This is a genomic window from Streptococcus panodentis (assembly GCF_017884005.1).
GTDB classification, from domain to species: Bacteria; Bacillota; Bacilli; order Lactobacillales; family Streptococcaceae; genus Streptococcus; species Streptococcus panodentis.
The window spans coordinates 22,996-36,590 of sequence record NZ_QFAY01000020.1; the positions used below are offsets into that span (position 1 = coordinate 22,996).

A 13,595-nucleotide genomic window follows, 5' to 3' on the forward strand; every position below is an offset into this window, starting at 1 on the left:
TATATATTATTTTCTTTATGTATATCATAAGGAATTTTGACTGTTGATCAAAACTTTTGGTTATTTTATGGCCAAAAGACTGCTCGTGTACGAAAAGGAGGCATGATGACTAATCACACAAAAGAACTTCACATTCTGGACTACTGGTATATAAATGAGTTTTTGGATCAAAATAGCTTAGAGGAAGAGAAAATTCGTCGCGATGCAAAAAACAGACTAAATGAATCAGATAATGTAAAAACGCTAAAATATTGTCTTAGTCTGGATAGAAGTACAGATATTCTTAGGCAGATCAAAACTAGCATCGATGAGTTGAGCAGAGACTACAAACCGCACAAACTAACAACCTGGGGGAATATTACAGTTTACCTTGGAAAAATAGAGCGTGAGGATTGCATAAAAAAGATTGCGAAATTACTGGGTTCAAAGGAGGAACGACCGGAAAAAAATAAAGATTATATTGCTTGGGCAAGTCTGCAGCTAAATCCAGACGGAATCTATGTAGTTGGTTCGTTTGATTTATCTCCGATTTTGTGGGCCCTCAAGGAGCTGCAAAACAGTGGCAGCAAAAATATTTCTGACAACCTATCTTTAAATACATTTGAACAGGATAAAAATGAAATCGAAGCAATCCTGAACGAGACTTTGAGTCATTCTCAGGAAAATGAAATGATTAAGTTTGAACATCTAAGGAATCTTTTGTCCGTTATCCAAGAAAAATATGTAGGACCTTTGGAACTCGGAAATCAGTGGGAAAATACAGAAAAGCAAGAACTTTCTCTTGTTTTTACAGCATATCTTGACGAAGAAACGAGAGAGAAAAATTCGGCTAAGGATTTTGAGTATAATAACCTGAGCCAAACTTTCTACATGGATGATATGAAGTGGCTCTATGATGAGATTGCAAACGGCAGGGTTGGCTATGATGGAATGGATGGAGCTATTCGGAAGTACATCACAGAAGCCAGCAATGATTTTAACCATCATCCAACCATTAAAAGGAAGAATGTCATCAATATCAAAGAAGATAAAAAGTCTGAATACAGAGATTTTTTGATGAATGCCTTAGATGTACAGAATACACCGATAGCTAAATGGCCTTCAAGGTTCCGACCTTCATTGATGCAGCAAATCGCCGTTAATGCGGCAACATCAAAAATTAGCGGTGCTTTTCCGGATGTGAAATATCCTATATTCTCAGTTAATGGTCCTCCGGGAAGCGGCAAGACAACCTTATTGAAAGAGATTATTGCTAATAATGTTGTTGAACGGGCAAAATGCTTGGCTGAGTATCAACAATCAGATCATGCTTTCACTGTCAGAAAATTTAAACACGGAAGGGTTGGAAATACATATTACAATGAATATCACAGGAACTTTTATTCCCTAAAAAATGATAAGATTAATGATTACGGTATGTTGGTTGTGTCCAGCAATAACACGGCTGTGGAGAATATTACCAAAGAACTGCCGCAGGAAGAAAAGCTGCTTAAAGATTTGCGGGTGTCTTCGGGAGACAGTGAGCAAGTGAAGCAGTCTTTGGAAGAAATCAGAAGCTATTATATCGTAGACAATAGTGAGGATGAACAAAGTTACAAATTTTATAACAAAACAATAAACCGTTATGAAAAAATCAAAGAAAAGGATATTTATTTTTCTAAATTAGCGTCGAATTTACTAGGAAGTAAGGAGAAAGACAAAAAAGAAGCTTGGGGACTGATTGCTGCCCCGCTTGGTAACAGAAATAACATCAAAGACTTCACCTATCAAATTTTGGCACCAATTCTGGATATTCTTCCAAATTCTAAGTTTCCAGATGATTCTATGGATTATGATTATTATCATAGGGAGTATGGCAAAGTTCGGAAAGATTTTCAAAGACAGTTAGATATTGTCGAAAAAATGCAAAATCAACTAGCTAGTCAAAGTAAGATTTTTACAAGGTACTACAAGGCTTCAAATGTGTTTCCTCAGCAGAAGAGAGATTTTCAAGATCAAAAGAAAACTTTGTTACAACAAGTCTGTCAGATGCAAAGCTCTCTTTCAGTATTTGAAGAGGATTTAACGCAGAAGAAACAAGAATCCAGGGAACTGGCAGAAGTGCTGGCTGAAAAGCAGAATGAACTAAAACAGTCTCAGGAAAGCATTGACAAGCTTGAGAATGATATTTTAGAAAAGCGTCAGCTGGCGTTTGATGCTCTGAACAGACTTGGTTTTTGGGCTAAACTATTGGACAAGCTGCTGGGCGGGGATAAACAAAAGGCCACTCAGCAGTTGGCTGATGAGTATGATAAGCAGTGCCAGCGGTTGCAGGAAAAAATCAGTATTGAAGAAATGAACTGTCAAAGCATAAAGTCAGATGCAGCAGCATTTGAGGAAGAACTGCAAAAATATAGCTATCAGAAAAGCAGCTTGGAACAAGAAATTCAGGAGCTTCAAAGGAATATTTCAGAAAAACGACAAGAGATGAAGCAACAGGAAAAAGCATTCAAACAAACAGAATCTGAATATTTAAAGCTTCAGGAGCAAGTAGAGGCTGCGCGTGTTCCTAAAGAACCGATGGAAAGCTATACTCCGCTCGATCAAGAATTGATTGATAAACTGACAGGGTCTGATGAAAAAGAAATAACAGCAGCGCAGGTTGAAAATCCTTGGCTGACGGCGCGTTATGACAGGGAACGGGAGAAGCTGTTTTACTTGGCAATCAGATTAAATAAGTATTTTGTCCTGTCATCAAAATCCTGCAAAGAAAATCTGCATCATTTATTTGCCTATATGACTGGAAAATATAAAGGAGAAAAGGAATATGTTGAATTTCATCCAGAGGATAAGCAAATATTGGTTCCTGCCATTTATCAAACCTTATTTTTGTTGGTTCCAGTTGTTTCCTCTACCTTTGCTTCTGTCGGGAAATTTTTGGCGGATCTGAAAGTTAAGAATAGCATTGGCATGCTGATTGTTGATGAAGCGGGGCAGGCCCAGCCTCAAATGGCCTTGGGTGCCCTAAATAGATCCAGACGTGCTATTATAGTAGGAGATCCAAGGCAGGTTGAGCCCATTGTCACGGATGATTTGAGACTGCTAAAAGGAGCTTTTCGGGGAGATTCTTATGCGGCTTACAAGGAGAAAAACATATCCGTTCAGAAATGTGCAGACTTAATCAATCCTTATGGAAACTACTTAGAAAACGGTACAGAGTATCCTGAATGGGTCGGAAGTCCTTTGATTGTGCATCGGCGATGTATCTCACCTATGTATGAAATTTCCAATGCCATTTCCTATGATGGTATGATGAAACAACAGACAAAGGAACCTGATGAGAAGCTGAAGAGAACCTTTGTCGGCAGTTCTTGCTGGATTAATATTGCGGGGAATGAAAGAGGAAATAAAGACCATTATAATGAAAGGCAAGGAGAAAGAGCGGTTGAATTGGTTTTCAAAGCCTTTGAACTGGTTAAGGAGCAAGAAAATAAGATACCGAGCCTCTTTATTATCACTCCTTTCAATACAGTTAAGAATGGCATCTCTGATGCTTTAAGAATTCGCAGAAAACAAAGAGAACATGGGCATTCAGGATATGCTCCAGAAGAAAAGTCCTTGAATGATTGGATAAAAAACAATATCGGCACTGTCCATAAATTTCAGGGCAAAGAAGCGGACCAAGTCATTTTCCTCTTGGGCTGTGATACCAGTCAAGCTGCTAACGGCGCTATTAACTGGGTGAATAGCAATATCGTCAATGTCGCTGTAACCAGAGCAAAATATCGCCTCTATGTCATTGGGGACATTCAGGCTTGGCAGAAAAATGAATATGTTCAAAAAGCTAAGGCAATTATTGATACTTATAAGCTGAAAGAAATTGACAAGAATGATTCCAAAGATTTAGATAGCAAAGAAGCTGCTGAAATAAATAACCAGCTTCCTAATCTTGCGTCTTTCCCCGTGTCGGAAACCATTAATGAGGCTGGAGAAAAGGAACTATCAGTTGAAACTGCCGAGTTCATTGATGCTTTGAATACAGAACAGGTCTATGCACGTCCTCTGACTGATGAGCAGCTGCATCGTTTTGGTTTTCAGACTTATGCTGAATTGCAGCAGCTGTCTTCAGAAGTCAGAAAAAATATTGAGTGGGGGATAAAAATTTATTATCTGATGCAGCGTATATATTTAGAGAATGAAAATCTTGATGCATCCTGCTGTGCGATTTTATTCTGCAAGGCTCTGGAATTGCATGTGAAAGATTGTTTACTAGATGGTCTTAAAGTTCTTTTACCAACGTTTAAGGCCAAAAGAAAAACAACATTATCTGAAATTAAACCTGAAGATACAACATTAGGAACTTTTGGATACATCTTTGAAAATAACATGCAAAAAATTGAAGAACATTTGGCTAAAAGAGGTTTCCCCGAGTACGATGAAAAATGGCTAGAAACCTATAAAAAGAAATTGTCAGAAGCGAAAGACAAACGAAATCATTGTTGTCATAGCGGTCTTTTCAAATATATTGAATTAAATTCATTTTTGAAGGATATGTTTGAAGAAAATTACAGTTCGCCTGCAGATGCACTGCCATCAGACGGTTTGATTTTCACAAGTCAAGTGGGCAAGAAATTATAAGTTCTACTATACTAAGCGCTGTGTGTCTATCAACTGCCAGCTTTGATGCTGCTATTGATACAGACTGGTTTACAGGGCTGTGTCGTTATACTCTTTGAAAATCTCTTCAAACTACGTCAGCTTTAACAGTCTGGGGGACTGTTAAAGGTTGCAGATGAAGAAAGCGAAGCTTTCACCAAGCTTGCCGTACTCTTGACACTTCCTACCGGAAGCTGTATCCACAGCCTCAAAACCTCCACTGGAGCTTTTGAGCAGTCTGCGACTTACACAGACACCATCTTTCTTGAAACAATTATTTTCAAGACAATCAGTTAGTGCAGGAGTTAGAGAAAGTCCCTTGGGTTTTCTCGTGACATGATGAAGCAACTATCTACCATCATGTCTGCTCCGGCCTAGTTTGCTGATGATTTTCTTTGAGTATTAAATAAAATAAAGGAGTCTGCCATGACAGAAGCGCTATTAGAAGCCAAATCAATCAGTAAAAAATATGAGGACCGCTACGTCCTGCAGAATACGGATCTGAGAATCGATCACCAGCAGTTTGTGGCCATCTTGGGTCACAGCGGCTCAGGAAAGTCAACCATGCTTAATATTCTCTCTTCTCTGCTGAAACCAAGTTCTGGACAGGTCTTATACCAGGGCAAGGAAATCGGTCAGCTCAGTAAATCGGCAGTGGCCAAGTTTAGGAGGGAAGATATTGGTTTGGTCTTTCAGCACTATCTGTTAGTTCCCAATCTAACAGTGGAAGAGAACATTCAGCTAGGCAGCAAGTATGCCGCTCAGGCAGCTGACCTGGAAGAATTGGCTTCTCTGCTGGGAATTGAGAAGCTCTTGAGCAAATATCCTCATCAGCTGTCGGGCGGTGAGCAGCAGAGGGTCTGCATGGCCAGAGCTGTTATCAAGAAACCGGCTGTCTTATTTTGTGATGAGGCGACGGGCGCTCTGGACAGCGAAAATAGTAAGAAGATTATTGTTTTACTGCATGCTATCAAGGAAACCTACGGGACCAGTATTCTTTTTACGACCCATAATCGAGAAATTGCCAGAACAGCTGATCGGATTCTGCTCTTGGAAGATGGCCGTATTGTCAGGGATGACATCAATAGGGAAAAGCTGTCGCCAAATCAAATGAGTTGGGAGATTTAAGATGGGTTTGATCTTTAAATATCTATCCAGAGACTTTTTTGCCAAGAGGACCATGGTGGCCATTCTGTCTCTGATTATTGTCTTCACTTCCTTTATGTACTTCTTCGTTCATTTTGCGATTGATGCCAATTTACTGCGTTTAGGTGGTGCACAATTATCCACTAATGAGGCCAATTACCTCACAGCCTTGAAAAGCAATCAACTATTGATTCGGAACATTACTGTTGCCATGGTGGCTATCTTTTCCCTGATTTTATCCTTGTTCATCAGAGGGACACTCCAAAGAAATCGGGTGCAGCTGGCCCAGCTCATGGCTCTTGGCTTTTCTTTCTCCAGTGTGCTGGCAAGCTATGGTCTGCTAATCAGCGGATTGTCCCTGATCAGTTCCCTGCTTGGCTTGGCCTTGGGCTTCTGGGGCTCCGACATTCTCCTTTCTGCCAATAGCCAGACCTATCTAGTCCAGGGATTGAGTAAGGGGCTTTCTCTGCAGTCTCTTATGACGGGCACTCTGATCCTCAGTCTTTTCCTAGGTGCTCTTGCCTATCTGGCATGCCTGACAGTGAGAAATACAGATCTTGCCCTAATGATGAAACAGACAGACGGTACAACCCACCGTCCCGGTTTGATAGAAAAGATGATTCAAAAGCTGCCGATGAAGCATAAATTTAGATTTAAGCTGACGCTGGCTTATTTCAGCACCTTAGGTCTCTTGTTGATTGCTATCCTTACGTTTAGTATCATGTTTGTCCTGAGTCTGTCTCTTACTTTTAGCTCTTCTAAAATCCTTGAATCTCAGAAGGCGGGTCGGCACTATTCTTATGATATCAGCTATGATAGCTACCAAAAGGAAGAGGCTGTCCCTGCTTCAGATTCTGTAACCTATCTTCGATACGATGTGGACCTCGTGATGAATGGCGAAAGGATAGCCTATCAGGCCCTTGCCTTTAGCGGTCAAAATGATTTATTTCAGCTGCTTGGCAGCAGGGGAGAAATTCTCAATCCCACCCAGGGGGTCTTTGTAAATCCTGAGCTGCGGGAGAATTATGGCCTTAAAGCTGGGGATAGCCTAGAGCTAATCGTAGCGGGAAAGCGGCATCGGATAAAGGTGGCAGGATTTGCGGAGAATGCCGATTTAAAGACCATATATATCCCAAGAGACCAAGCGTCCGCTATGGTAGCTGAAGCGGATGGCAGTTTTAATGGCAGATTGACCAATAGCTCTCCAGAAAAAGGCGGGGGCAAGGTTCTCTCCCTAGAGGAAAAATTATCCCAGGTCCAAAGAAGTCAGACCTCTAACAGAGCAAGCGCCATTATTAACCAAAGTATCGGTGTCATAACGGGTTGTTTGCTGATTTATTTGGCAGTCTTTATTGGCTTGCACGGGAATATTCAGAACCTATTCATCTTTGATTTACTCGGATATGAGGAAAAAGAAATCTACCGTATCCTGCTGAATCCCTACATTGTGATAAGCAATCTGCTTTTCCTCCTCACTCTGCCCGTGGCCATCTATGTCGCAAGGAATATACAGATTATGACCTCGCTTCAGACAGGGGACTATATGCCATTCCAGCTTAGCTGGATCACCCTTGTTTATATGTTTGCCATCCTAAACGCCCTCATTTTTATCATCCGATTTTTATTTATCCAAAGGGTTAAAAAAATCAGGGATGACAATCGGCAGGCCGAATTTTTATCAGAGTGGTGAGAAAGTGTATGAAGATTTTTAAGATAAGGAGTCGCAAGGCCTTAGGAGACAGAATGTTTTCTCCCTCTATTTGTAGTATGTCTTTTCTCAAAGAGCTACCACTTCATTAATAAGATTGAAAGGATCCTTATGCGCTACATTCTTTTACTCCGCGGCATCAATGTCGGCGGGAAAAACAAGGTTGTTATGGCTGATTTAAAGGCTGATTTGGAGGAGCTGGGTTTTGAAAATGCAGTTTCCTACATCAACAGCGGCAATCTCTTTTTTAACAGCGAGGAAGGGGAGGAGAGGATTAGGGAAAAGCTGGAAAGCTATTTTGCCCAGACTTATGATTTTCCCCTGCCCTTTGTCCTCCTCAGCTCTGCTATTTTACAAGAGGAAGCAAAACGACTGCCGGCCTGGTGGTGGGATGAGTCTGCCTATCGCCGGGATGTGCTTTTTTACCTGCCCGAGGCGGATCGGGAGCAGATCATGGCTGAGACCGAGACTTGGAGTAACGACAAGGAGCAGATCCACTTTGGGCAGACGGCCTTTTTCTACAGCAATGCTGACCAGGCAGACTATCTCAAGTCCAACTATCACAAGAAATTGCTCAAGTCTAGCTTCTATAAGAAAGTGACCATCCGCAACGGCAAGACCTTCCAGAAGATTTTGGAGCTGGTTGGGAAGGATTAAGATTTATTTTGAGGTGGAGAGTAAAAAATGAAAGCTTTGATATTTTCCAGCAAAACTTTTTGGGCAGCGCTCTATATCTTGCTGGCTTTCTGTGTTTTGAGCCAGTTTATACTGGGCTTATTTGGTCTTTCCTTTACACCGATGCTGGGGATATCTGGCTGTTTTGCTTAGTGCTTACCTTGTTTGCCCACCTCTGGTTTCTTTTCTTGGAGGGCAGAAGTTTCCACTGGTCTTATATTATTTGAGGTATTCTTAGTTTTTTGCTGACTCTGTTTTTGGAATTCATGATGTCTATGGTTATTTCCTATTCCCATGATTCAAGTTTTCCGATTAGTATAGAATACTCGATAAAAGAAAGTGAAATCATCCTGCATAAGGGGTTCTTACTAGATGCCTATGATGAACATCACGACCTGCTTAATCTTTACCTCATGAAAACCAAAGTCAATCGTGTTCGCTATATTGATTGATCATTTCTCTAACGAACTAATCTGCTGAGAGCTATTATAATGTCACTGTAAAATTCGCTGCTTTGTATCGAAAGGAAAAAATCCATGTCCCGTTCCCAAGAAACCATCTTAACAAACATCTGCCTGGTCGAAGATGAGGCGTGTGGAAAAGTGCTGATGCAGTACCGCTCTCCTGAGCGCTATCACTGGTCTGGCTATGCCTTTCCGGGCGGTCATATTGAGAAAGGTGAGTCTCTGCACGATGCTGTCGTGCGAGAAGTTTTAGAGGAAACAGGCTTGACTATTAGCCATCCAAAATTGGTCGGCGTCAAGAACTGGCATAGGGATGACGGGATTCGCTATCTGGTCTTTTGCTACAAGGCAACGGAATTTTCCGGTCAGCTGCATTCGACTGAGGAAGGTGAAATCTCTTGGGTGGACAAAGAGACGCTGCCCCAGCTGGACTTGGCCTACGATTTGCTGGAACTCCTGCGCATGATGGAAGATGAGGAGCTGTCGGAATATTACTATCATGAGCGGATTGAAGGCGGCTGGCGCAAGAGTATGTATTAGAAAAAACTGACTAGGTTAGTGCCTAATCAGTTTTTATTTATTCCTGTAAAAATCCTAGGTCTCTCAAAGCAGCTTCGACATAGTCCAGATCCTGCTGGGAGTCGGCTTGTACTAGGTGGTAGTGGACGCCGTCTGTCAGCTCCGATAAGGGGCGAAAGGCGCAGGATGCGACCTGCTGGAGAAAATGCTGAACATCCCGGCGGCAGGTCAGCTTCAGATAAGTCTGAATCTCACCGTAGACCGGGTGCTCGATCAGGATATTCTGTACGCGGCCGCCATTGTCCACGATTGCCAGCAGCTCAGCCTCCATATCCTCAGCTTGGTGCTGGACCTTGAAAAGCTGGTGAACAGCCGTGCTTTCCTCGCGGTCTTTGTAAAGATAGCCGCGGTTGGTCGAGAGGATCGGTGCACCGTCGGCCCGCAGCAGGGCAATGTCCTGCACAATAATCTGGCGGGTCACATGGAAATGCTCTGCCAGCAGCTGGCCATTGACGGCGGCAGAGGAGGTTTTCAAAAGGTCTAATAGTTGTTCTCGTCTTAGTTTGGTCATAGCTTCATTGTAAACCAAAAGTCGGGATTCTTCAAGGTCTAGCGGATCTTTTTCAGAGCTTGATAGACAAACTTGGCAATGACAAAGTCCACCATACTGTGAATGACTGTGCCCAGCCCAACCAAGCCAAATAAGATATAAAAGGCATTAGCCGGATAGGCTGAGGTTGTGTAAAAGAGGATGCAGACGACAACTTCGCCAAAGGCATGTATCAAGGCCAGTACAAGGTTAAAGGCCCAGCTTTTTTTCGGACTGTCCAGTGTATCTGGGTGCTTCTGCAGATAGAGAGCACCGATGCTGGCGAAGAGCAAGTGGGACAGGGCTCTGAGCGTAATGATGAAAGGAAGCCCTGACATAGCAAACCCAATCGTAGAGCCGATAACGACAATCACTGTCATGAGAGGGGAGATAAACATAGCCAGAAAGATGGCGACGTGGCTGGCCAAGGTAAAGGAAGCGGGCGGAATGACAATCTTAATCGGCATGACCAGCGGGATAACGATGGCCAGGGCAGTCAGAAAAGCGGTCAGTGTCATAAACTGATTTTTAGATTTGGGTTTCATGGCAACTCCTTTTTATCTGTATATACACTAGTATAGTACACTGTTTTGGCAGAAAGGTCAAGCTTCTTTGATAAAAATCCTCAAAGAGATTTGTCAAAAAGGATAAAATAGCTTATACTAGAAAGGCAGGTGATGAGCAGGAGCTGACCGGCATTAGACTTCATGAAAATCAAAAGTGAATAAGAGACAAGAATATGAGGCCTTGGCCGATAAAGGGTCCCGCCGCTCTTGCAGATAGAACTTCCGCAAGGAAGTGTTCGCTTTGATTTTCGCAGAGTAGTAGAAATGGAGAAGAAATGAACAATTTACCAAACTGCCCAAAATGCAATTCAGAGTATGTCTATGAGGACGGTGTCCTTTTGGTCTGCCCGGAGTGCGCCTATGAGTGGGATCCGGCTGAGCTGGCTGAAGCAGAAGAAGGAACTGCGGCGGTCGATGCCAACGGCAACAAGCTGACCGATGGCGATACCGTGACTCTGATCAAGGACCTCAAGGTCAAGGGGGCGCCTAAGGATCTCAAGCAGGGGACGCGCGTGAAAAACATCCGCATCGTAGAGGGCGACCATAATATCGACTGTAAGATTGACGGCTTCGGGGCTATGAAGCTCAAGTCAGAGTTTGTCAAGAAAATCTGAGGTCCCTATGAATCGCCGCTTTATCTTTGCTTATCGCATCTTTCTCTTTCTGCTGGCTTTTCTGGGAATCTATCTGGAAATTGCCAAGTACGGCTGGGGGATGCTCATGTACTATACCATCCTGTCCAATCTGTTGGTCCTGCTCTTTACAGCTTATCTGATTTATCTGATGACGAGAGCGGATGAGGTTTGGAAAGCACCGAAGATTCTGAGGATAAAGGGCGGAGTGACGATGGCTATCATGATTACTTGTGTCGTCTATCACCTGCTCTTAGCACCTATTGCCAAGGATTTTTACCGGCTGGAAAATTTCCTCTGCCACTATATTGTGCCGCTCATGTTTCTTTTTGATACGCTGCTGGTTGACAAGAGCCGGCAGTACCGCTGGTTTGATCCGATTGCTTGGACCAGTCTGCCGCTGATATATATGATCTTTGCCCTCTTCAATGGCTTTGTGCTGAAGATTGACATTCCGGGGGCCAAGGACAATCCCTTTCCTTACTTTTTCCTCAATGTCTTTAAGTACGGCTGGCCTTATGTAATCCGTATGTCGCTGATTATCTTTGCGGCCTATCTGGTCTTTGGCTTTGTCTTTTATGGGATAAAGTCTGTCCGATTGGGAAAAAATCGGGAGAGAGCATAAGGTTCCGTTTTTCGGAGAGAATTTCATAAATGTGCATTTTTCTCTTGCAGTATTTTCCCAACTGTGATATAGTAGATGCAATCAAATAATCCTTTAATTCTATCCAGAGAGATAGGCAAGGAGCAAAGTAAAAAAGATGGGTGGAGTGCAGACAGGTGCGTCTTATTTGCCATACCCAGCTGTATTTTCTGAAGTCTCCTTGCAAAAGGAGACTTTTTATTATCTTCGAGGAGGTTTTCGATGAAAACAAAAGAAGTTGTCGATGACATCACTATGAACCGTGCCATTACACGGATTACTTATGAAATCATCGAGCGCAATAAGGACTTGAATCAAGTCGTTCTGGCTGGGATCAAAACGCGGGGCGTTCATCTGGCCCATCGCATTCAGAAGCGGCTGGCTCAGCTGGAAAAGATTGAGATTCCGGTCGGAGAAGTGGACACTAAGCCCTTTCGGGACGATGTCAAGAGCGGTGAGGACACGACGGTGATTCCGGTAGACATTACCGACCGTGAGGTCATTCTGATTGATGATGTTCTCTACACCGGCCGAACCATTCGTGCAGCCATTGACAATCTGGTCAGCCACGGCCGGCCGTCGCGGGTCAGCCTGGCTGTTCTGGTCGACCGCGGCCACCGCGAACTGCCCATTCGGGCGGACTATGTCGGCAAGAATATTCCGACCAGTCAGTCAGAGGAAATCATCGTGGAAGTGACCGAGACAGATGGTCAGGATCGGGTCCTGCTGGTGGAGGATGACGCATCATGAGCCAAGAAGTCAAGTATGATGTGCAGGATAGGCCGCGGCCCGGTCTGCTTCTAGGGCTGTCCTTCCAGCATCTCTTTGCCATGTTCGGTGCCACCGTTCTGGTGCCTATCCTGGTCGGCATTGACCCAGCTGTTGCTCTTTTTTCCAGCGGTCTGGGGACTCTGGCCCACCTGACAGTAACCAAGTATAAGATTCCGGCTTACATGGGCTCCAGCTTTGCCTATATCGCAGCCATGCAGATGCTGATGAAGACGGACGGGATTGCTGCGGTGGCACAGGGAGCGATTACCGGCGGTTTGGTTTACTTCATCGTTGCCTTGGTGGTCAGATTTGCCGGCAATGCCTGGATTGATAAGGTCCTGCCGCCGGTCGTGGTCGGACCGATCATCATGGTTATCGGTCTCAGTCTAGCCGGCACAGCTGTCAATGATGTCATGCTCAAGGATGGGAGCTACCATCTGCCCTATTTTGCTATCGGTATGGTGACCCTCTTTGCAGTGATTCTCTTTAACATCTATGGCAAAAAAATCGTCGGGATTATACCGGTGCTGCTGGGCCTGATCGTCGGCTATGTCTTCGCGCTCCTGCTTGGGGCGGTAACAGGAGAAGAGATTGTGTCCTTCGCTAAGGTATCGGAAGCTTCGTGGTTTCACCTGCCGCCCATGAGCCTGCCCTTCTTGGACTACAGTGTGAAATTTTATCCCAGCGCTATACTGACTATGGCTCCCATCGCCTTTGTCACCATGACCGAGCACTTTGGCCATGTCATGGTACTCAACAGTCTGACCGGCAGGGATTTCTTTAAAGATCCCGGTCTGGATAAGACCTTGACTGGTGACGGTCTGGCTCAAGTGATTGCGGGGCTCTTCGGGGCGCCGCCGGTGACCAGCTATGGGGAAAATATCGGCGTCATGGCCCTCAATAAAATCTACAGTGTCTATGTCATTGCCGGAGCTGCAGTGCTGGCCATTGTCATGAGCTTTGTCGGGAAAGTTTCGGCTCTCCTGCAGTCCATCCCCAGTCCGGTGCTGGGCGGTATTTCCATTGCTCTCTTTGGGGTCATTGCTTCCAGCGGTCTGAAAATCCTGATTGAGGCACAGACAGATTTTGACAATAAGAAAAATCTGCTCATTGCCAGTGTCGTGCTGGTCTCAGGTATCGGAGGCCTGACCCTGCAGCTGTCGGGGCTGCAGATTTCAGGAGTCGCCTTGTCAACTGTTCTGGGAATTGTGCTCTATCTTGTTTTGCCTGAGCCTAAAGACTAGGCC

The 13,595-nt window shown here is 44.1% G+C and carries 12 protein-coding genes; 10 read left to right on the forward strand and 2 right to left on the reverse strand.

The window, feature by feature from the left end; all coding sequences use genetic code 11:
• Nucleotides 1-105 precede the first annotated feature (105 nt).
• The 6 genes from DHL47_RS09350 to DHL47_RS09375 all read left to right on the forward strand — a co-directional run bounded on the left by DHL47_RS09350 (nucleotide 106) and on the right by DHL47_RS09375 (nucleotide 9,168).
• Entirely contained in the window at nucleotides 106-4,617 is a 4,512-nt protein-coding gene (locus tag DHL47_RS09350; protein WP_209551677.1) for a DEAD/DEAH box helicase, read from the forward strand.
• A gap of 444 nt (nucleotides 4,618-5,061) precedes the next feature.
• Nucleotides 5,062-5,763, forward strand: coding sequence for an ABC transporter ATP-binding protein (locus tag DHL47_RS09355; protein ID WP_209551678.1), 702 nt, complete (start codon nucleotides 5,062-5,064; stop codon nucleotides 5,761-5,763).
• A gap of 1 nt (nucleotide 5,764) precedes the next feature.
• Nucleotides 5,765-7,471 carry an ABC transporter permease family protein gene (locus tag DHL47_RS09360; protein WP_209551679.1) on the forward strand — a complete coding sequence of 569 codons (1,707 nt, stop codon included), beginning with the start codon at nucleotides 5,765-5,767 and terminating at the stop codon, nucleotides 7,469-7,471.
• Between the two features lie 129 nt (nucleotides 7,472-7,600).
• Nucleotides 7,601-8,146 carry a DUF1697 domain-containing protein gene (locus DHL47_RS09365; RefSeq protein ID WP_209551680.1) on the forward strand — a complete coding sequence of 182 codons (546 nt, stop codon included), beginning with the start codon at nucleotides 7,601-7,603 and terminating at the stop codon, nucleotides 8,144-8,146.
• Nucleotides 8,147-8,430: 284 nt separating this feature from the next.
• Complete coding sequence (locus tag DHL47_RS13405) at nucleotides 8,431-8,616, forward strand: hypothetical protein (protein ID WP_245335598.1); 186 nt, start codon at nucleotides 8,431-8,433, stop codon at nucleotides 8,614-8,616.
• Between the two features lie 84 nt (nucleotides 8,617-8,700).
• On the forward strand, nucleotides 8,701-9,168 hold the full coding sequence (locus DHL47_RS09375; protein ID WP_128837465.1) for an 8-oxo-dGTP diphosphatase: 468 nt from the start codon (nucleotides 8,701-8,703) through the stop codon (nucleotides 9,166-9,168).
• A gap of 37 nt (nucleotides 9,169-9,205) precedes the next feature.
• Here DHL47_RS09375 and DHL47_RS09380 read toward each other — a convergent pair whose 3' ends face one another.
• Together DHL47_RS09380 and DHL47_RS09385 are read right to left on the reverse strand one after the other, a co-directional pair.
• Nucleotides 9,206-9,736, reverse strand: a complete 531-nt coding sequence (locus DHL47_RS09380; protein WP_206512716.1) for a transcription repressor NadR — start codon at nucleotides 9,734-9,736, stop codon at nucleotides 9,206-9,208.
• 20 nt (nucleotides 9,737-9,756) lie between these two features.
• Nucleotides 9,757-10,281 carry a hypothetical protein gene (locus tag DHL47_RS09385; protein WP_128837463.1) on the reverse strand — a complete coding sequence of 175 codons (525 nt, stop codon included), beginning with the start codon at nucleotides 10,279-10,281 and terminating at the stop codon, nucleotides 9,757-9,759.
• Between the two features lie 296 nt (nucleotides 10,282-10,577).
• On the opposite strand from DHL47_RS09385, the gene DHL47_RS09390 reads away from it, so the two are divergent.
• The 4 genes from DHL47_RS09390 (at nucleotide 10,578) to DHL47_RS09405 (ending at nucleotide 13,592) form a co-directional block, all read left to right on the forward strand.
• Nucleotides 10,578-10,916 (forward strand): zinc ribbon domain-containing protein YjdM, encoded by a 339-nt coding sequence (locus DHL47_RS09390; protein ID WP_128837462.1) that lies wholly within the window; start codon nucleotides 10,578-10,580, stop codon nucleotides 10,914-10,916.
• Between the two features lie 7 nt (nucleotides 10,917-10,923).
• Nucleotides 10,924-11,559, forward strand: coding sequence for a Pr6Pr family membrane protein (locus tag DHL47_RS09395; protein WP_209551681.1), 636 nt, complete (start codon nucleotides 10,924-10,926; stop codon nucleotides 11,557-11,559).
• A 240-nt stretch (nucleotides 11,560-11,799) separates the two neighbouring features.
• Nucleotides 11,800-12,327 (forward strand): bifunctional pyr operon transcriptional regulator/uracil phosphoribosyltransferase PyrR, encoded by a 528-nt coding sequence (pyrR, locus tag DHL47_RS09400; RefSeq protein ID WP_209551682.1) that lies wholly within the window; start codon nucleotides 11,800-11,802, stop codon nucleotides 12,325-12,327.
• A complete protein-coding gene (locus tag DHL47_RS09405) occupies nucleotides 12,324-13,592 on the forward strand; it encodes a uracil-xanthine permease family protein (RefSeq protein WP_128837459.1) in 1,269 nt (422 codons plus the stop codon). Before pyrR ends, DHL47_RS09405 begins: the two co-directional genes overlap by 4 nt.
• Nucleotides 13,593-13,595: the final 3 nt, after the last annotated feature.